This is a genomic window from Halobacillus salinus (genome assembly GCF_004684905.1).
Taxonomy (GTDB): Bacteria; Bacillota; Bacilli; order Bacillales; family Halobacillaceae; genus Halobacillus; species Halobacillus salinus.
Window position 1 is genome coordinate 63,226 of record NZ_SRJC01000004.1, and the last position, 17,464, is coordinate 80,689.

17 protein-coding genes and 1 riboswitch are annotated in these 17,464 nt (G+C 45.9%); of the genes, 5 read left to right on the plus strand and 12 right to left on the minus strand.

What is annotated here, in order from left to right:
- Nucleotides 1-9: 9 nt before the first annotated feature.
- Both E4663_RS14700 and E4663_RS14705 read right to left on the minus strand, forming a co-directional pair.
- The gene (locus tag E4663_RS14700; protein WP_135328181.1) at nucleotides 10-732 is read right to left on the minus strand and encodes a LytR/AlgR family response regulator transcription factor; all 723 of its coding nucleotides are present in this window, start codon (nucleotides 730-732) and stop codon (nucleotides 10-12) included.
- Nucleotides 729-2,474: a sensor histidine kinase gene (locus E4663_RS14705; protein ID WP_135328182.1), complete on the minus strand. Its 1,746-nt coding sequence runs from the start codon at nucleotides 2,472-2,474 to the stop codon at nucleotides 729-731. The genes E4663_RS14700 and E4663_RS14705 overlap by 4 nt, the downstream gene beginning before the upstream one ends.
- A gap of 93 nt (nucleotides 2,475-2,567) precedes the next feature.
- Between E4663_RS14705 and E4663_RS14710 the strand changes: the two genes are divergently transcribed.
- Complete coding sequence (locus E4663_RS14710; RefSeq protein WP_338323649.1) at nucleotides 2,568-3,356, plus strand: carbon-nitrogen family hydrolase; 789 nt, start codon at nucleotides 2,568-2,570, stop codon at nucleotides 3,354-3,356.
- Between the two features lie 107 nt (nucleotides 3,357-3,463).
- Here the strand turns inward: E4663_RS14710 and E4663_RS14715 are convergent, their stop codons facing one another.
- Together E4663_RS14715 and E4663_RS14720 are read right to left on the minus strand one after the other, a co-directional pair.
- On the minus strand, nucleotides 3,464-4,555 hold the full coding sequence (locus E4663_RS14715; RefSeq protein ID WP_135328183.1) for a nitric oxide synthase oxygenase: 1,092 nt from the start codon (nucleotides 4,553-4,555) through the stop codon (nucleotides 3,464-3,466).
- Nucleotides 4,556-4,606: 51 nt separating this feature from the next.
- Complete coding sequence (locus E4663_RS14720) at nucleotides 4,607-5,935, minus strand: FAD-dependent oxidoreductase (protein ID WP_135328184.1); 1,329 nt, start codon at nucleotides 5,933-5,935, stop codon at nucleotides 4,607-4,609.
- Between the two features lie 116 nt (nucleotides 5,936-6,051).
- Between E4663_RS14720 and E4663_RS14725 the strand changes: the two genes are divergently transcribed.
- Complete coding sequence (locus tag E4663_RS14725) at nucleotides 6,052-7,221, plus strand: pyridoxal phosphate-dependent aminotransferase (protein WP_135328185.1); 1,170 nt, start codon at nucleotides 6,052-6,054, stop codon at nucleotides 7,219-7,221.
- A gap of 304 nt (nucleotides 7,222-7,525) precedes the next feature.
- On the opposite strand, the gene E4663_RS14730 is transcribed toward E4663_RS14725, so the two are convergent.
- Nucleotides 7,526-8,980 (minus strand): aldehyde dehydrogenase family protein, encoded by a 1,455-nt coding sequence (locus tag E4663_RS14730; RefSeq protein WP_193554854.1) that lies wholly within the window; start codon nucleotides 8,978-8,980, stop codon nucleotides 7,526-7,528.
- Between the two features lie 55 nt (nucleotides 8,981-9,035).
- On the minus strand, nucleotides 9,036-9,491 hold the full coding sequence (locus E4663_RS14735) for a GNAT family N-acetyltransferase (RefSeq protein ID WP_135328187.1): 456 nt from the start codon (nucleotides 9,489-9,491) through the stop codon (nucleotides 9,036-9,038).
- A gap of 127 nt (nucleotides 9,492-9,618) precedes the next feature.
- Between E4663_RS14735 and E4663_RS14740 the strand changes: the two genes are divergently transcribed.
- Nucleotides 9,619-10,989 (plus strand): DUF2254 domain-containing protein, encoded by a 1,371-nt coding sequence (locus E4663_RS14740; protein ID WP_135328188.1) that lies wholly within the window; start codon nucleotides 9,619-9,621, stop codon nucleotides 10,987-10,989.
- Nucleotides 10,990-11,099: 110 nt separating this feature from the next.
- Here E4663_RS14740 and E4663_RS14745 read toward each other — a convergent pair whose 3' ends face one another.
- From E4663_RS14745 to E4663_RS14755, 3 genes are all read right to left on the minus strand, one after another.
- Nucleotides 11,100-12,566, minus strand: coding sequence for a DUF4153 domain-containing protein (locus E4663_RS14745; protein WP_135328189.1), 1,467 nt, complete (start codon nucleotides 12,564-12,566; stop codon nucleotides 11,100-11,102).
- Between the two features lie 72 nt (nucleotides 12,567-12,638).
- On the minus strand, nucleotides 12,639-13,265 hold the full coding sequence (locus E4663_RS14750; protein ID WP_135328190.1) for an HAAS signaling domain-containing protein: 627 nt from the start codon (nucleotides 13,263-13,265) through the stop codon (nucleotides 12,639-12,641).
- A complete protein-coding gene (locus E4663_RS14755) occupies nucleotides 13,255-13,587 on the minus strand; it encodes a PadR family transcriptional regulator (protein WP_079477151.1) in 333 nt (110 codons plus the stop codon). Before E4663_RS14755 ends, E4663_RS14750 begins: the two co-directional genes overlap by 11 nt.
- A gap of 180 nt (nucleotides 13,588-13,767) precedes the next feature.
- Here E4663_RS14755 and E4663_RS14760 point away from each other — a divergent pair, with 180 nt between their 5' ends.
- Nucleotides 13,768-14,664: a cation diffusion facilitator family transporter gene (locus tag E4663_RS14760; RefSeq protein WP_135328191.1), complete on the plus strand. Its 897-nt coding sequence runs from the start codon at nucleotides 13,768-13,770 to the stop codon at nucleotides 14,662-14,664.
- Nucleotides 14,665-14,728: 64 nt separating this feature from the next.
- Here E4663_RS14760 and E4663_RS14765 read toward each other — a convergent pair whose 3' ends face one another.
- On the minus strand, nucleotides 14,729-15,154 hold the full coding sequence (locus E4663_RS14765) for a pyridoxamine 5'-phosphate oxidase family protein (protein ID WP_135328192.1): 426 nt from the start codon (nucleotides 15,152-15,154) through the stop codon (nucleotides 14,729-14,731).
- A 143-nt stretch (nucleotides 15,155-15,297) separates the two neighbouring features.
- On the opposite strand from E4663_RS14765, the gene E4663_RS14770 reads away from it, so the two are divergent.
- Entirely contained in the window at nucleotides 15,298-16,128 is an 831-nt protein-coding gene (locus tag E4663_RS14770; RefSeq protein ID WP_158290509.1) for an alpha/beta hydrolase, read from the plus strand.
- 42 nt (nucleotides 16,129-16,170) lie between these two features.
- Here the strand turns inward: E4663_RS14770 and E4663_RS20000 are convergent, their stop codons facing one another.
- Nucleotides 16,171-16,317 (minus strand): hypothetical protein, encoded by a 147-nt coding sequence (locus E4663_RS20000; protein WP_168927356.1) that lies wholly within the window; start codon nucleotides 16,315-16,317, stop codon nucleotides 16,171-16,173.
- A gap of 76 nt (nucleotides 16,318-16,393) precedes the next feature.
- Nucleotides 16,394-17,074: a class I SAM-dependent methyltransferase gene (locus E4663_RS14775; protein WP_079477155.1), complete on the minus strand. Its 681-nt coding sequence runs from the start codon at nucleotides 17,072-17,074 to the stop codon at nucleotides 16,394-16,396.
- A gap of 158 nt (nucleotides 17,075-17,232) precedes the next feature.
- A riboswitch (cobalamin riboswitch) is annotated at nucleotides 17,233-17,409 on the plus strand.
- Nucleotides 17,410-17,464: the final 55 nt, after the last annotated feature.

Below are 17,464 nucleotides of genomic sequence, written 5' to 3' on the forward strand. Positions count from 1 at the left end.
GATAGGACTTTATAGTTCCAGCTCTTCCCTAAGTCCTCTTACATAGTTACGACTTACTGAAAGTTTCTCCTCACGCCCACAAAGCTCCAGTTGATAAGCTCCGTTGAACCACGGCGTCAGCCTCTCGATGTAATGCAAATTGACGAGATAACTTTTATGGATTCTGAAAAACGAGAAGCCTTTCAACCGCGCTTCCACTTCCTTAAGCGACCACTTCGTTTCGTAGACACGTTGTTTCGTCACGATCTTCGTCAAGCGATCTTCCCGGTACACATACATCACATCTTCAGGGTCAAGATAGTGAATGTCATCTTCACTTTCCACTGCCAACTTAGACGGCTTGGTACCTTCTACCACCTGATCTTCCGGTGCGAACTTCTTCTCCAGCCGAGCAATGGCATCTGCCAGTCGTTCCTCTTCATAAGGTTTAAGCAGGTAGTCGACCGCTTCATGACGGAACGCTTCTACAGCAAAGTCCGGATAAGCCGTCGCGAAGATGATGCTCGGCACTTTCTTTAGTTCCTGTACATTCTTGGCTACTTCCATTCCGTCCATCTTCGGCATTTCCACATCGAGAAACAGCACATCAGGCTGAAGTTGGATTGTCTTCATGATAGCAGCCTCTCCTGAATCCGCTTCACCAATCACATCGACCGTATCGTATTTAGCCAATAAGTAAGTCAGCTCATCCCGACTGAACCGCTCATCATCTACGACAAGTGCTTTGATCATACGGACACCTCCTTAGTATGAAAAGGAATGACAAAGGAAATCGTCGTCCCTTTTCCCTCTTCGCTTTCAATCTGCAGTTTCGCTTTCGTTCCGTGCATGTGCCTCAATCTACTGTTGACGTTATACAACCCAAGGCCGGTGCCTTTCTTAGAATCGACTTCCTGATCCCCCAGCCCTTCCAAACGCGTCTTGGTAATGCCACTTCCATTATCGACAACCGAAATACGGACGCCTTCGCTATCCTTTTTCATCATAATACGGATTTCACAGTCGCCGTCACGGTCCTTAATCCCATGCTTGATACAATTCTCCACAAGAGGTTGCAATGTCAATGGTGCAATCCTAGCGCTGAGCACTTCATCGTCGATATCATAGGTCACATGCAGCTTATCTACAAAACGCGTTTCTTCTATTAATAAATATGATTTCACATGCTTCAACTCTTCTTCGAGCGACGTCCACTTCTTCGTCGTTGCACCCAAGTTCTGACGGAAAAATTTCGAGAGCGCAATCAACAGAGAACGGGCACGGTCTGGCTGTGTGCGGATTAGCGAAACCGTCACATTCAATGAGTTAAACAAAAAGTGTGGGTTCACTTGAGCCTGGAGCGCCTTCACTTCTGCTTCCCGAGCAAGCTCCTGTGCCTTTTCCGCCTCTGCAATCTCCAGCTGCTGACCGAGCAACGCACTCAACCCTTGGATCAACTCTAACAGCACATTTGAGACCTCTTTCTCCGATCGCACATAAAACTTAAGCGTCCCGACCACTTCTTTCCGGCGCTTGAGCGGAGCTATGACCGCCGCACCAAGCGGACAATCCTCGTGCTTACAATTGATATCGTCATGACCAGCAACGACCATCTCCCCAAGCTCAATCACTTGTTTCGTCGCCTTCGTCTGAATATGTTCACCGGACTGATGATGATCATCCGCCTGCCCGACATGAGCAAGAATCTTATGGTCATCCGTCATCGAAATCGCACTGACTTGAACCTCATCATATATAATTTGGCACACTTTTTTCGCAGAGTCTTCCGTCAGTCCCTTCCGCAAATACGAAATCGTCGACTCGGCAAGTTTGAGAGCCTTTTGCGCTTGTATCGCACCCGCTTTCTCCTCTTCATTCAACACATTTCGAATAATCAACAGGAACAAGGCAGAACCAAGGCCATTCGCTAAGATCATCGGCATACCGATTTCCTGCACAAGCCCCCACGCCTGGCTGAACGGCTTGGCTACGCCTAGGATGATCCCCATCTGCACCGTTTCCGCAAGCGCCCCAATGAACAGCGCCGTCTTAAGCTTCAACGGCTGATCTTTTTTATGAAAAAATCCGGATATAATTCCCGCAACCACAGCCGAGATGCCACACGCAAATCCTGTGAAACCGCCCAAGGAAAACCGATGGAGACCCGCAATTACGCCAGCGCCAACTCCGATACGGTACCCGCCGAACAAACCGGCTGCAACGATTCCGATTACCCGTGAATTAGCAATGGCCTCTGAATTGGCAAGCCCCGTCGCCCAACTTCCGAATTCCAATGTCGACATATCATAGGTAATCCCTGTGTAGGTCCCGATTATTCCAAACAACCCAAAGAAGCCAATCGCCATATAGCGGTCTTTGGCATCCAATGTCTTCCGATCGATCAATTCTCGGAAGAACCGGAATCGCGTGATGATGAACGCTACCGTAACAATGATGCCTAACCGTTCGAGCATTGGCAGAAACAATTCAAACATCCGACTCCCGCCCCTCATTTTTTCTTTATTGTATCACGTGTGTAAACGTTTTATATCAAAAGCACATTTGGTACACTTAGGAAAAACGAGGTGATGGCAATGAAAACGAACATTGCGGTCATTCAAATGGATATCGCATTTGGAGACCCTGAAGAAAACCGAAAACAAGCAAGAAAGAAGATTGAAAAAGCCGCAGCTGAAGGTAGCCAGATTATTGTCCTACCGGAACTGTGGACGACTGGTTACGACCTATCTCGCTTCGAAACAATAGCTGAAACGTTAGATGGACCTACCCACGACTTGTTGCGTGACCTGGCAGCTTATCACCAAGTGACCATCCTAGGGTCGATCGCAGAACGGGACGGAAGCCAGTTCTACAATACGCTTGTCACTTACGACGAGACGGGGGCGCGTGTAAGCTCCTACCGGAAAGCGCACTTATTCCGATTGATGAATGAAGAAAAATACTTACACTCCGGAAACGAGAAAGGAAACTTCCAAATTGCAGACGTGCCATTCGCTGGTGTGATCTGCTACGACATCCGCTTCCCGGAATGGATGCGCACCCACATGTTGGACGGATCCCGCGCCTTGTTCGTTGTTGCCGAATGGCCGAAGCCGCGCATCGATCACTGGCGGAACCTACTCGTCAGTCGGGCGATTGAGAACCAATGCTTTGTCATTGCGTGCAACCGCGTCGGCAAGGACCCCGACAATACGTTCGGCGGGCACTCCCTGGTCATCGATCCTTGGGGGAAAGTGGTTGCAGAGGCCGGCAGCCATGAGGAAATTCTGCACGCTTCCGTCGATTTCTCAGATGTGGATGCGATTCGCAAACAGATTCCCATTTTTCAAGACCGGCGGCCCGGATTGTACGAGTGATTCTGCAATTTCGGCAGGGGGATTCTTTAATAGTGGTGGCGTATCCCTCAATAACGATCTCACATTCTTTCTTAACCTCTTTTCAACATGAAAAATGTCCTTTTCACTTAGTGAAAAGGACATTTTTTGTATGCTTCATTTTGATAGAAGTAGTTCGGGCTGTCCATCCGGTCTTCATAAGAGGAATGGAACACATGAGTCGCTGCAGGGGATACGGGTGGAATTAACCACGTCCAGTCCCCTGTCGCTTGACGATTTTGGTTATTCTCTTTCTTCTCAAAAAGCCGGAACTGTTCAGCAGCGGTATGATGGTCGACGATGCTGACCTGATCCTCACGGTAAGAATGAAGCACCGCTTGATTCAATTCGAGCAACGCCCGGTCTTTCCAAAGCGAGGCACTGCGCTTCGTATCAAGCCCCATCGCTTTGGCTACAGTCGGTAATAGGTCATAACGGAAATCGTCCGCTAAGTTGCGGGCTCCGATTTCTGTCCCCATATACCAACCGTTGAACGGAGCAGCGGTGTATTCGATGCCTCCGATTTCAAGACGCATATCTGAAATGAACGGTACAGCATACCACTTCAATTCAAGGTCTCGGAACCAATCGAATTCCGGGTGACGAAGCGGCACTTCCAGTACTTTTTCAGACGGAATCTCGAACAATTTAGGTGCTCGGTCATCGATTTGAATGACCAGCGGCAACACATCAAAAGAGCCTCCAGCCCCCTGCCACCCGAGAGCTTCACACATCTTCGTGAACTCAACAGATGCCGGGTCTCCGATGACCCCATCATCTGTCTCATAACCGGCATAGCGCACCAGTTGGTGGTTCCAGATGCGTACTTCCTTCTCGTTTAGCTTCGGACGGAAGATCGAAATGGTGGAACGGATTCTGCCACCATTCGTCGCAAAATCGATATGCTTTAATAGCGCCTGAAAAATCGCTTCTTCTTCGTCCAGCTGTCTATAATCAAACACGTTCAGGTTCTCCCAAAACAGACGGCCAATACAGCGATTGCTGTTACGCCACGCTACTTTGGCACCATAAACGAGTTCTTCGTACGTATGATGATAGGTCCCTGAATCTTCGATAGCCGCACGCACATCATTCAAGCGACTTTCAACATCAGATAACCCTTTTTCTTGGTAAAATTGGCGGATGAACGATTCAGCTTCCTGATAGAGTTCTGTATTCAAAGCATTACTCCTCCTGCAAGTTATCGCTCTTCCATCCTACCATAATTCGACTTATTTCACTCGTCTCGCCGCCTGCTGAATCGGATCCCATACACTGTTATATGGTGGTGAATAAGCTAGGTCCAACTCTTCCAACTGCTCGATATCCATTTCGTTATAAAGAGCCGTCGCAAGTACATCGATCCGCTTGTCTACTCCTTGCTTGCCGATAATTTGGGCACCTAATAGCTTTTGATCCTTGGCTTGATACATAAGCTTAATTGTCATTGGGTCATCCTTCGAATAATAACCCGCAGCATGCGTCGATTGGATAGAGATGGTTTCATATGGAATATGTTCCTGTTCTGCCTCTTTCTCAGATAACCCAGTCCTTGCAAGCGTCAGATCAAAGAACTTAATAATGGACGTCCCCACTATTCCGTTGAATACTTTCCGCTCACGAATCATATTCAGTCCAGCGACCCGACCTTGCTTATTCGCATGTGTACCAAGCGGGACATAATCTGCTCGTTGTTTGATCCGGTGGAACTGCGTAGCACAGTCTCCTGCTGCATAAATGTCTAAGATACTCGTTTCCATAAACGCGTTCACTTGTATCGCATCGGCCACGCCTTTCGCAATCCCTGTACCGTTTAAGAAAGAGGTGTTGGGCGTTACGCCGACGGCTGCCAATACAAAGTCTGTCTCGAAATCTCCATGGTCGGTCACAACCGCCTCGACATGAGACTCTCCCTTGAATGCTTCTACTGAAACGTTCAAGCAAAGCTCGATGCCTTGTTTTTCTGCTTCTTCTTGTATCTTCTCCCCCATTTCAGGGTCGAAGATTTTGGCAATTCGATTTCCACGATCAATCATTCGTACCTTTTTCCCAAGCTTGATCAAATTCTCGGCTACTTCAAGCCCGATATAGCCGCCACCGATAATCGTTACATGTTCTACTTCCTCGACCCCATCCATGATGGCGTGAACATCTGGAATCGTCTTTAATGTATGAATTCCGGAAAGGTCCCTTCCTTCCCACGGAGGCAATACAGGTGCAGCCCCTGTGGCGATAAGAAGACGATCATAAGGCTGTTCGAATTCTCTCCCTTGCTCGAGATCTTCTCCATAGACGACTTTATGATCGCAATCGACCTTTGTTACTTGATGATTAATCCGCACATCAATGCCGTACTTGTCACGAAAAGTTTCAGGACGACGTGCAATCAAATCATCAGTAGAAGCAACGTCACCACTGATTACATAAGGAAGACCACATTGACCATACGACGTGATCTCCCCTTTTTCGAAAACGGTGATTTGATGACCTTCGCTATTGCGGACAATCTGCATTGCAGCGCTCATGCCCGCTGCGTCGCCGCCGATAATGACTATGTTCATTTCTACGCACCCCTCTTTTACAGGTTCTAGTTAAGCATACCCGTTCCCCTACATTCCATAACGGTAGGAGATTCCATTCAATCATGTTACACTACTTCAAAAAGGTGGAATTCCGCTTGAAACAATTCACTCCCTCTCACGCTGTAAACCGTCTACCGGAACAATTCTTTGCCAAGCTCGTTTCTAAATTGCGTACATACGAAGAGAATGGACACGACGCCATCAACCTCGGGCAAGGAAACCCAGATCAACCGACTCCAGACCATATCGTTTCATCCTTAAAGAAAGCAGCAGAAAAGCCAATCTATCACAAGTATCCACCATTTCAAGGGTTTGAATTCTTAAAAGAAGCGATCGCGACCTACTACAAGCGAGAATATGACGTTGATCTTGATCCTATGAAAGAAGTCGCTATCCTACCAGGAAGTAAAACCGGGCTCGTTGAACTGAGCCAGGCTTTCTTGAACGCTGGAGACGTCGCCCTTATGCCGGATCCCGGCTATCCAGATTACTGGTCAGGCGTCGCAATGATGGATGCGGTCTTGGAACCGATGCCTCTTGTCAAGGAGCACGACTTCCTTCCTGATTACAGTGCCATCAGCGAAGAGACTTGGAACAAAGCCAAGTTGATGTTTCTCAACTACCCGAATAATCCGACCGGTGCCGTTGCGGACCGTTCCTTTTTCGAAGAAACTATTGATCGGGCAAATCGGCATGATGTCTGCGTCGTTCATGACTTCGCTTATGGGGCGATCGGCTTTGATGGTGAAAAACCGCTCAGCTTTCTTCAAGTACCAGGGGCGAAAGATGTCGGTGTAGAAATTTATACGATGTCCAAAACGTATAACATGGCCGGTTGGCGCATAGCGTTTGCCGTTGGAAACCAGAGTGTCATCCAGGCACTAGAGTTGTTGCAAGACCATTACTTCTGCAGCTTATTCGGAGCAGAACAAGAAGCCGCCGCGACCGCCTTACTTGAATCCCAGCAATGTGTGGAGGATCTGCGTCAGACTTACGAAACAAGACGCAACCTCTTAGTAGAGGGATTGAAGGCACTTAAGTATGATGTTCAACCATGTCACGGATCTTTCTTTGTATGGCTTGGTGTACCTGAGGGTTACACGTCTGAAGGATTTGCTGATGAACTGCTTGAACAAGTCGGTTTGTTCGTTGCACCTGGAAATGGCTTCGGAACCCACGGGGAAGGATATGTCCGAATCGGATTAAATAACTCCGAAGAAACGTTAAAAGATGCTTTGGAACGATTTAAAGCATTCAAAAAATAAAAGTGTGCATGGCGGTTCTGTTATCAAACATCTAAAGCGCGGGGTGGAAAATAGCTCCCTTTCCGCGGCGGACGCCGAGCCTCCTCGGGCTAGCGCCCTGTGGGGTCTCGCCGGTGTCCGTGCATTCCGCAGGAGTCTCGCCATTTTCCACCCCACTTTGCCACAGTTTTAGGGAACAGAACCTAGTGATGACTGGGTCACCGAGCTCAAGAGGTTCGCGCTTCTCTAAGCTCAAGAAGACCGACATTACTTTCTCTCCAACAGAAAAAAGCCCGGGGTGCCCCCGGGCTTTTTTCTGTTCGTATTAAAACGGAAACTCGCGGTAACCGGACATGACACCGATCCATTTCACTGTAGTGAACTTATCAAGCGCCCATTCACCACCGAAACGACCGATTCCTGACTCTTTCTCTCCACCAAAAGCAACGTGTGCTTCATCATTAACAGATTGGTCGTTAATATGAATCATACCTGTCTCCACGCGCTTAGCTAGTTCCACACCGCGATGAACGTCTGTAGTAAATAGTGATCCACTCAATCCATAAGGAGAGCCGTTCGCCACTTCGACCGCTTCATCTTCATCTCTGACTTTAATGATGGATGCGACAGGACCGAACATCTCATGGTTTGCAGTCGGCATGTCATTCGTTACACCAGTGAGAACGGTCGGCTGCATCACATTACCTTCCGCTTCCCCACCTAGAACGAGCTCTGCGCCTTGCTCAACCGTCTTGCGAACATCCTCTTGGATACGTTCAACTGCTTCTGAGTTGATAACCGGACCGACAACCGTTTCCTTATCAGAAGGATCTCCTGCTTTTAATCCGGATACTTTCTCTTTGAATTTCTCCACGAATTCGTCATGTACCTGTTCATGAACGACAATACGGTTCAAGGACATACAAATTTGACCTTGGTGCAAGTATTTACCGAACGCCGCCGCCTCAACAGCTTTGTCGATATCCGCGTCATCTAATACGATCATAGCGTTGTTCCCGCCTAGTTCAAGAGCCGTATCTTTGATGTGTTTACCAGCAAGCTCTCCGATATGGCTCCCTACTTCTGTTGAACCAGTAAATGAAATCAACTTCGCAATCGGGTGCTTCACAAATGGATCACCGATTTCGGAACCGCGGCCAACTACAACATTGATGACACCTTTAGGGAACCCAGCTTCTTCAAAAATGTCCGCAATCAACAATCCGGATGTAACCGGTGCATCGGATGCTGGTTTTACGACAACCGTATTTCCTGTTGCAATAGCTGGTGCAATCGATCGCATCGCCAAGTGGAATGGGAAATTCCATGGTCCGATGACCCCGATTACCCCTTTAGGAGAACGATAGACCCGGTTTTCTTTGCCTGGCGTGTTCGATGGAAGAATTTCTCCTTTCATCCGCGTCGGGAAGCTGGAAGACTCACGAATGATAGAAACTGCAGCCTGATACTCGACTTCTGCCTTCACTAATGTACTTCCTGATTCCTTGACAAGCCAGTCGACGATCTCCTCTTTGCGTTCCGTTACCACATTCAACAGCTCGTCAAAATACGACTGCTTCTTGCCTGGTGTCAGCGTCATCCACTCTTTCTGAGCAGCCTGTGCCGCTTCATATGCCTTATTCAAATCCTCTTCATTTGCTGAAGGGATGGTTGCAATCGTTTCTTGTGTATAAGGATTAACATTGTCTACGGTTTTCTCACTTGATCCATCTTTCCATTGTCCGTTGATATATTGTTGTGTAAAATGCTTCGAGCTCATTGTTGTCCCTCCTCGGAAATTCATAACACACAACTATTTTCCACTGGATTCACATTTATAAACGCTCCGAAGTGCTCATCACCATATCAACGTGAGGAATTTCGTCTTCTAAATAGACGTCTGATACTTCCTTGAAACCGAATGATCCATAGAAATGCCGCAGATGCTCTTGACCGTGCAAGGCAATAGTATCAACACCGACCTCTTCAAATAGAACATCTATCGCATAGTTCATCATTTGCCTCGCATAACCTTTTAACCTGTATGGATCCGTGATTAGTACTCGTCCAATCGAATAAGTACCCTCTTCCTCCTCCGGGGGAACAAGACGACAATAAGCTATCATCTCCCCGGCCTCTTCCAACCATATATGTAGACATTCCTCGTCTCTACCATCTATCTCAGGGTAAGGACACTCTTGCTCCACAACAAAGATCTCCACACGCTTTTTCAACAAAGTATAGAGTTCGTCCTTCGTCAGTTCCTCATATGTCTTCTTGATCCATTCCATAACTGCCACTCCTAACCTTTATGCATCAATTCATTTACTTGTAACTATATCGAATGGCCACCCGTTTGAAAAGAAAATGAAATGGGAAGTAATATATCACAAAAGTAAGCAAGGAGGTTAGGAACACATGATTTTGGACTTACTGCCTGTCGCTGTGAAGAAATACTTCGAAATGTCAAAGCGGCAAAGAAAGCACGAAATGCAGATGACAATCTGGTATATGCCGGCCGTCTACATATCACTGGCTATTGTAATAGGGTTCATCACATTATTCTTAGACGTCGGCATTGAAATGTATAACTACGTCCCATCCATTTTTCGAATCAACGCAGATGCTACAAGAATCTTAGTCAGCACCCTGATCGGAGGCATCCTAACGCTAAGCGCGTTTACATTGAACTCCTTGCTCGTTGTCCTTACGACATTCAGCGGACAGTTCTCTCCTCGGATGCTTCTCAATTTCGTCTCCGATAAACGGACTCAGCATGCCCTTGGAATATTCAATGGAAGCTTCGTCTTCGTTCTAGTCGTCTTTCTCTTCATCGGCAACTCATCAGACGAATTCTTCGTTGCGGTTCCTTTTCTGACGATTTTATTGGCATTCTTCTGTGCCCTCACGTTCATTTATTTTATCAACCATGCAACGACATGGATGCAAGTCCACAATATTACCTTTACGATGAAGAAAACATCAGAGGAGATCATCAATCAAACCTTAAGCAAAGATTTAGAAGCACATCGCACGACGGAATCTGGAGATACAAAAGAAATCGAACGGGAGAACGCCGTTTCGGTCGGAGCAATCAAATCCGGTTACTTGCAGCTGATCAATTATCGCCACATGATCGAAGAGGCCGAGAAAGACAATGTCATCATCCAACTCCATTCGCAAATCGGCGACTACACTTTGAAAGGGAATAAATTGATCAGTTACTGGGGGCCAGGTGCAGATAAGGTAGATGAACAGAAATACTGCCGAATGATTGAACTCGGTCATAAAGAAACAGAAATTCAAGACATTCAAATGGGAATGCACAAACTGGCGGAGATCGCGATCAAAGCGATCGGAAACGACGATCCGAAAACAGCCACCAACACCATCCACCAAATGGCAGAGCTGATGTTGACCGTCGAAAACTATATTACCTTCACCCCGTATCTTATGGACAGCCAAAAGCAGGTCCGCGTCATACTGCTCGAGGAATCTTTCGATTATTATATTTACAGAGGATTCGGCTACATCCGTCACTATGCTGGGAGCAACCACTTGGTCATCACAGAGATGATCCGCGCTTTCGCCATGATCTCGGAATCCATAGGTTCCTCCAAGCATGCTTCTTTATGGACATTCGCATGTAACACGGTCGAAAAAATGGACCCAGATGCCCTTTACGAACTTGATAAGAACTTCCTGCTGGCAAGCTTAGAGAAACTCGCTCAAAAAACAGAAAACATGAAAGCATATCACCGTATAGAAGAAAGGTTCACAACCACCTAAAGAGAGCCTAGTCGGCTTTCTATTGCCTGGAGTTCTATTCCCATTAAATTCTAAAAAGCAGAACAAGGCTCCGGATCAAATCCGGAGCCTTGTTTGTGTTGTCTGAATTTTTATGGGTGCCAATTCTCAAGACGCTTCGTCACTTCATATTTTGTGATGTTAAAGGACTGCCATGAATCCTCCCATTCATCCGTTACGGTATAGTTCTTTCTATCTTCAATCAGAATGCTCTGTAGACTGTCCATATCTGGATGCTGCTCATACACATCCAACAGCCCGTCTATACCCGTATAGCCTAGAGAGCTTAAATAGCGCACATCCAGTTTCCCAGTCTCTTCAAAACGGTCAAGGTTCCGATCGACAATCCAAGCCTCGACATTGACTGCATTCAACCCCGCATAGAAAACGAGAGCTGTCAGGAGATAGAAGTGCAGGAGCGAAAGGTGATCGATCCATACTCGAATCCCTGTATAGATGAAAATGACTAATAAGAAAACCATAAATACATGCGGTAGAACACGAGCCATGGTGTAGCCATACTCTGCTTCATACAACATCAATCGCTGGAATGCAGAGACAAGGAGAATGCCACTGAATACGATCAAGAGAGAATACATTCCCCGGAGCGTACGATCGACTTTTCTACCTTCCGGCCGATTGATGCTCAACATAATGACAAGCACCGTCAAGTTGACGAGTGACACGATGACAAGTTCGAAGAAACCACGACGCGCGTATTCCGAATAACTCATCCCTCCGTACAATTCGCCACCGAAGAAGTAGGAAAATTGAACAGCTGTGAACAGAGCGTACACCACATTTAGAAGAATGAGTACGGTGAGCGAGACGATTCCATCATACTTTTCCCCTTTTTTCCATTCTGGAAGGGTCTTCGTTTCTTCACGAGGCAAAATCTGCAGCACTCCGAAGAACAAGAACCCTATTACGAGTGCCAATATTGTGCGCGCCATTGCTTCATTCATCTCTAATCCATTTAACCAGTGCGGGAACACAGAAAGGAGGTTCCCGAACGCCTCATCGGCTTGCATGAGAAGCCCAACAATGACAGATAAGAGTGGGAGTCCGATCAGCAGCCCAAGCATCACTTTCTTTACGACGTCAGAATTTTTATTATCTACTTGTTTGAACATTCGGTTATAGAGCCGCTTCATAAAGCCTGTATTATAGACAAAGGACCCGAAAACCGTCACAATCATTCGGATTAAGAAGAACGGACGATCCCACCGAATGTAGCTTGGCTTTGTAATGAGAACGAGGTGTGCGAGCACTAATACAGGAATAGCCACAGCATTCAACAGGTTAAAAACTAACACATCATAGAAGAAGTAGTTGGAAGCAAGTATTAAGATGACCACCATCATCAAGAGCCCCATCCTTCTTTGGCGGAATGTGAAAGAACGATACCTAACAAAAAACACGAGATAAAAACCTGTAATAAATAGTAAGTAACTGACCCCTACGGGAGCATGGAAAAAGGACAGCTCCGCTAATCCTCCTAATAGTAGACAAACAACGAAAAACCAAAACTCTTGCGCTTTCAATGCTGATGTAGCCATAACTCATTCCTCCTATACCTAGTAATACTTACATCATAGAAATTCTATGTATATGGGTGTAAAGAATGTCTGTCAGAGTGACATTCTTCTCCCCCACCGGCATGCTAAGAGTGAAACGGGATATAAAAGTCCTGTACAGACGATACAGACAATGATGAATTCTGTTGTGATTAAGGGATCAAACCAACGACGCGGAATAATATTGAATACCGTCAGCACCATCAAAATCAAGTTCGGAACGATACCGATTAAATACGTCTTTTTTAATAATGCAAGTCCTTTCGGTCCGAATGCTTTCCCTATTTCATATCCAAGCAATGTCCAGAATCCAAAATAAAGAACGATGATAACCGTTGGAATCGAAAGGAGCCGTGTGAAGAGCCATTGCAACACATTCCAATCGAACAAATGATAGGCAAGCGTAAGCAGCCCTCCCCCTACAAATAAAAGAACATTGCAGAACACAAACAACCAGTGCAAACGCGACTCTGTAACCGAGTGCTCTTCCTTAAACATTTCGGCAATCTCATCAGGGTCCCCCAGCCGTTCCGTCAATGCTTCATAAGTAAGCGGGACCTCTTCATGCTCCAAAGCCTGAAGGTGTCCCTTGTATTCCTCTATGATACTAGACCTGTCGGGGTGGAAAGATAACGCTTGCGACAATGCTTCCAAGTAGCGACGTTGTGTTTCAGGACTCATGCTTCCCGATCAACTTATTCATAACTTGAACGTACCTGTGCCATTCACTCGTACGCTCCTTCAGCATGTTGATCCCCTCTTCGGTCACCTTATAATATTTCCGAGCTGGCCCTTTTTCCTGCTCATGCCAATAATGCGTCACATAACCTTGCTTCTCCAATTTATGAAGGGCCGGATAGAGCGTGCCCTCCTTCACTTGAAAGTTATGCTCACTACGTTTGTCCATCTCTTTTACAAGTTCGTATCCATACATATCGCGGTCATTCAAAAGTTGAAGAACAAGCAATGATGTACTTCCTTTGACAAGTTCACGATTAAACACTTCGTCCACCTACCTCGTAATATTAGGTATATTCAGCATACCTAATATTACGAGGTAAGTAAAGCAGATGTTTAAAAATTACTCCCGGAGGAAACATAGAAACATCGATTGACATCATAAAGTAAGGCTTATATCATTATATATGAACATATAATCATATATTGTTATAGGAGGTTTCCTATGGGACATCACCACCATCACCATGTTGATTCATCAACTGGCAAAATTAAAACTGCATTTTTCCTTAACTTCGCTTTTACTATCATTGAAATCATCGGTGGTCTATTAACCAACAGTATGGCTATTTTATCGGATGCTTTGCATGACTTAGGGGATTCCTTATCGCTTGGGCTGGCATGGTTTCTCCAAAAGTTCAGCAATAAGGGGAAATCGGAGAGCTTTTCGTTTGGGTACCGCCGGTTTTCCCTGCTTGCTGCTCTAATCAACGGTGTCGTACTTATTGTAGGATCGGTCTTCATCCTAACAGAGGCCATTCCAAGACTTCTTAATCCTGAACAACCGAACGCAACAGGTATGCTCATCCTGTCTATTCTCGGCATTCTCGTCAACGGGGCAGCGGTCTTCCGCCTACGCGGTGGAGACTCTATGAACCAGAAGGTCATGACGTGGCACTTGCTTGAAGACGTGCTCGGATGGGTTGCGGTATTAATAGTCAGTGTTGTCATGATGTTTGCTGACCTTCCATTTCTCGATCCATTAGCTTCGATCGGCATTACCCTATTCATCTTGTACAACGTCGTGAGTAATTTCATTCAAACGATGAAGCTCTTCCTGGAGGCTGTTCCAGATGGAGTTGATTTGGATGATATTATCAACAAGATAGGTGCCATCAAAGATGTACAATCCACCCACCACACTCACCTGTGGTCAATGGACGGCGAACACCACGCTTTCTCGACACACGTTGTTGTCGAAGCTGATGCGACAAAAGAACAAGTTTGCAATGTGAAAGAGGAAATTAAGAATATTATAGACTCGATTCATTTAGATCATGTAACGATCGAGGTCGAATATGAAGACATGCCTTGTTCGATTACAGAACCCGCTCATCACTAACAGATCTCCACACAAATAAAAGCGAAGGCTATGAGCCTTCGCTTTTATCATGGGTTAATCATACTTACAGTTCCAGCAGTTCCGGCGTCTCTTCCCCTGCATTCATCAGTCGGATCGCTTCCGGCATGATTTCCAGGACAACAAACTCGGGATTATCCTTACTGCCTAACCAATTCTTCATATGATCGCGCCAAATCCAATCTTTGATTTCCTGATCATCACGGATCTTCGCCTGACCTTCTACTTCTAAGTAGGTGTCGCCATATCCCTCTCCTTCATATCCAAGAAGGACGTGAACATGAGGGTTCTGTTCAATTTCATCTGTTTTGTGTGTTTTGCTGCTTGTCGCTGTAAAAAATGTGAATTCATCGTCATGGTGGAAGGTCATGTAACGGGAATGAGGTTTGCCACCTTTCACCGTTGCCAAAGTCCCTACCTTATGGTTTTCCATCACTTCGTGTATTTTCGCTTTCAATTCTTCTTGATTCATCTTAAAGTCCTCTCCTTTCCTAAGAGTCACGTACAGTTTTCCCTCACGACTGTAAATTATAAACATTTCGCTGCGCTTTCGTTGTTTTTCAACGGCTAAGGAGGGTATGCTAAAGAATAGAATGACAAACAGGAGGATTCATCGTGACAGACAAAAGAAAGCTGTTTCCGCTTGTTATCTTCACACTTCTGATCGGGCTGCTTCTCTTCTTCTCGGCTTCAAAGCCGACACGATCAGAGTACAAAACAACGGAAACCCCCACTTTGTTCATACACGGCTACAAGGGCACAGAGCGCAGTTTCTCCACTATGTTGGACCGTTTGGAACGCAACCATTGGGGGGAGAAGCAAATGGTTGTACGCGTATCCAAACAAGGAGATCTGAACATCAAAGGAAATACTTCTGATGGAAACCCCTTGATTCATGTCGTCTTTGAAGATAATCGAGCTGCTCTCAGCGAGCAGAAAAAATGGTTACACACAATTATGAAAACCTTAAGAAGCGATTATGAAGTGGAAAATGTCCACTTAGTCGGTCATTCTATGGGAGGTTTAGCTGCAACTGGCTATCTCACAGACGAGAGGCCAAACGAACCAGAGGTGCTTAAACTCGTCGTTTTAGCCAGCCCCTTCAACGGGATTCAGAAAGAACATTACTTTAAAGTGAACTATGGAGCGGCAGCAAACGACCTAAAACCGGACTCCAAAGCCCTGCAGCAGTTAACGAAACACAAAATCAAAGAAACGAACGTGCTATCTATTGCTGGTGTAATAAACCCTGACATGCCTTACAAGAAACAATGGGATGGCCTTGTCCATTTGAAAAGTGCCAAAGGAGTCGAGGAAATGGTTCGCGACACGCGCCTTTCGAGTGAAGTGATTGAAGGGGATAGAGCGACTCATTCCGGATTGCATGAAATGCATGCCGTGGACCGGCTGATTGCCGACTTTCTCTGGGGACCGCATAAAAATTAAGCCATAAAAAAACCCAAGTGTTTTATAACACTTGGGTTCTATTTATTTACGGTGAAAAATCTCAAAAAAATCAATTATAGCTTGAACGAATGCAATCGACTGAAAGGTAATGAGACTTAAGGCCGTCAAAGAGAAAAATCCTATAAACAGAAAGCGAATGGATGATAAAGCGTGTAGCCAAGCAACCATGCAATCCCTCCTTATGATTTCACTTTATGAACAACTGGTGAAAATCATACTTGTGTTTTCCCTAAAAACTTTCCTCTTAAACCTGTTTTTCAAAAATAAATAACCACATGAACGTCAACGCCTGGCGAAGTTCTTCATCAAGCGCAAGGTGCTCTTCTTTCACTCCACGCTTATAAACTCCTTCACCATCCAAACACTTCCAACCTGTCTCTTCGGCAAGCTTCTGTAATTCCCAGGGCATCATCGTATTACAAACCACTTCTTCTCCATACACTCGCCGGTAGCTGTTCACTCGTGGCATCGCTGTCGGACCGAGAAGTCCGATACACGCTCTTCCACCGGGCTTCAGGATCCTCTTCATCTCTTCCAGACCTTGATACGGCACTTCCGTCCACTCTAATGAATTGATTGCCATTATACCGTCGAAGCTTTCAGACTCAAACGGAAGCTTGGTCAAGTCACCTTGGACGAACTGCAACCCTTCTGTACGAACACGAGCATTAGCTCGGTCAATCATATCCTTTGAAAGATCAAGGCCTGTCACCTGATAGCCTTCCCGATGGAGTCTGTAAGAGCCATAACCATCGCCACACCCTAAGTCTGCAACTCTCCCTTCCTGCTTTATGTATTTTTCCAAAAAAGGGATAATGGATTTCCGACTGCCATGGTCCCACATATCTTTACTACGTTCATTCCATGACTCTGCCATCGTGTCCCACTTACGTTCTGCTGCCTCATGCCAATTAAATGAATTCATTCTCGTGAGCCTCCTTAGTGTCATTATATACCGAGAATAAGGAGGATGAAATGCCACTTACATATTTAGACAAACAATTCAAGGTTGCAGGTAAAAAAAATCTCCGTTATGATGAGGATACTACATAAGATAACAAATCATGACTCAAACACTATATATAGTATCTACGAAGCGAAGATGCCACTACGGCTTAAAAGGGAAGCCGGTGAAAAACCGGAGCTGCCCCCGCAACTGTAAGTGTACGCGAAACGGATCATCCACTGTGCCATAGCACGGGAAGGACCAGAGTAAGATCGTACACGAGCCAGGAGACCTGTCTTCATTCGTTGCAGTTTCAACTTCTTCGGGGATTGAGAAGATGAAGCGATGGAATGAAGCATAACGTTACGT

Bases quoted from the DNA above. Each gene is read 5' to 3' on its own strand.
- E4663_RS14700 (WP_135328181.1), bottom strand. From the start codon at position 732: ATGATCAAAGCACTTGTCGTAGATGATGAGCGGTTCAGTCGGGATGAG.
- E4663_RS14705 (WP_135328182.1), bottom strand. From the start codon at position 2,474: ATGTTTGAATTGTTTCTGCCAATGCTCGAACGGTTAGGCATCATTGTT.
- E4663_RS14710 (WP_338323649.1), top strand. From the start codon at position 2,568: ATGGCAATGAAAACGAACATTGCGGTCATTCAAATGGATATCGCATTT.
- E4663_RS14720 (WP_135328184.1), bottom strand. From the start codon at position 5,935: ATGAACATAGTCATTATCGGCGGCGACGCAGCGGGCATGAGCGCTGCA.
- E4663_RS14730 (WP_193554854.1), bottom strand. From the start codon at position 8,980: ATGAGCTCGAAGCATTTTACACAACAATATATCAACGGACAATGGAAA.
- E4663_RS14735 (WP_135328187.1), bottom strand. From the start codon at position 9,491: ATGGAATGGATCAAGAAGACATATGAGGAACTGACGAAGGACGAACTC.
- E4663_RS14740 (WP_135328188.1), top strand. From the start codon at position 9,619: ATGATTTTGGACTTACTGCCTGTCGCTGTGAAGAAATACTTCGAAATG.
- E4663_RS14745 (WP_135328189.1), bottom strand. From the start codon at position 12,566: ATGGCTACATCAGCATTGAAAGCGCAAGAGTTTTGGTTTTTCGTTGTT.
- E4663_RS14750 (WP_135328190.1), bottom strand. From the start codon at position 13,265: ATGAGTCCTGAAACACAACGTCGCTACTTGGAAGCATTGTCGCAAGCG.
- E4663_RS14760 (WP_135328191.1), top strand. From the start codon at position 13,768: ATGGGACATCACCACCATCACCATGTTGATTCATCAACTGGCAAAATT.
- E4663_RS14765 (WP_135328192.1), bottom strand. From the start codon at position 15,154: ATGAATCAAGAAGAATTGAAAGCGAAAATACACGAAGTGATGGAAAAC.
- E4663_RS20000 (WP_168927356.1), bottom strand. From the start codon at position 16,317: ATGGTTGCTTGGCTACACGCTTTATCATCCATTCGCTTTCTGTTTATA.
- E4663_RS14775 (WP_079477155.1), bottom strand. From the start codon at position 17,074: ATGAATTCATTTAATTGGCATGAGGCAGCAGAACGTAAGTGGGACACG.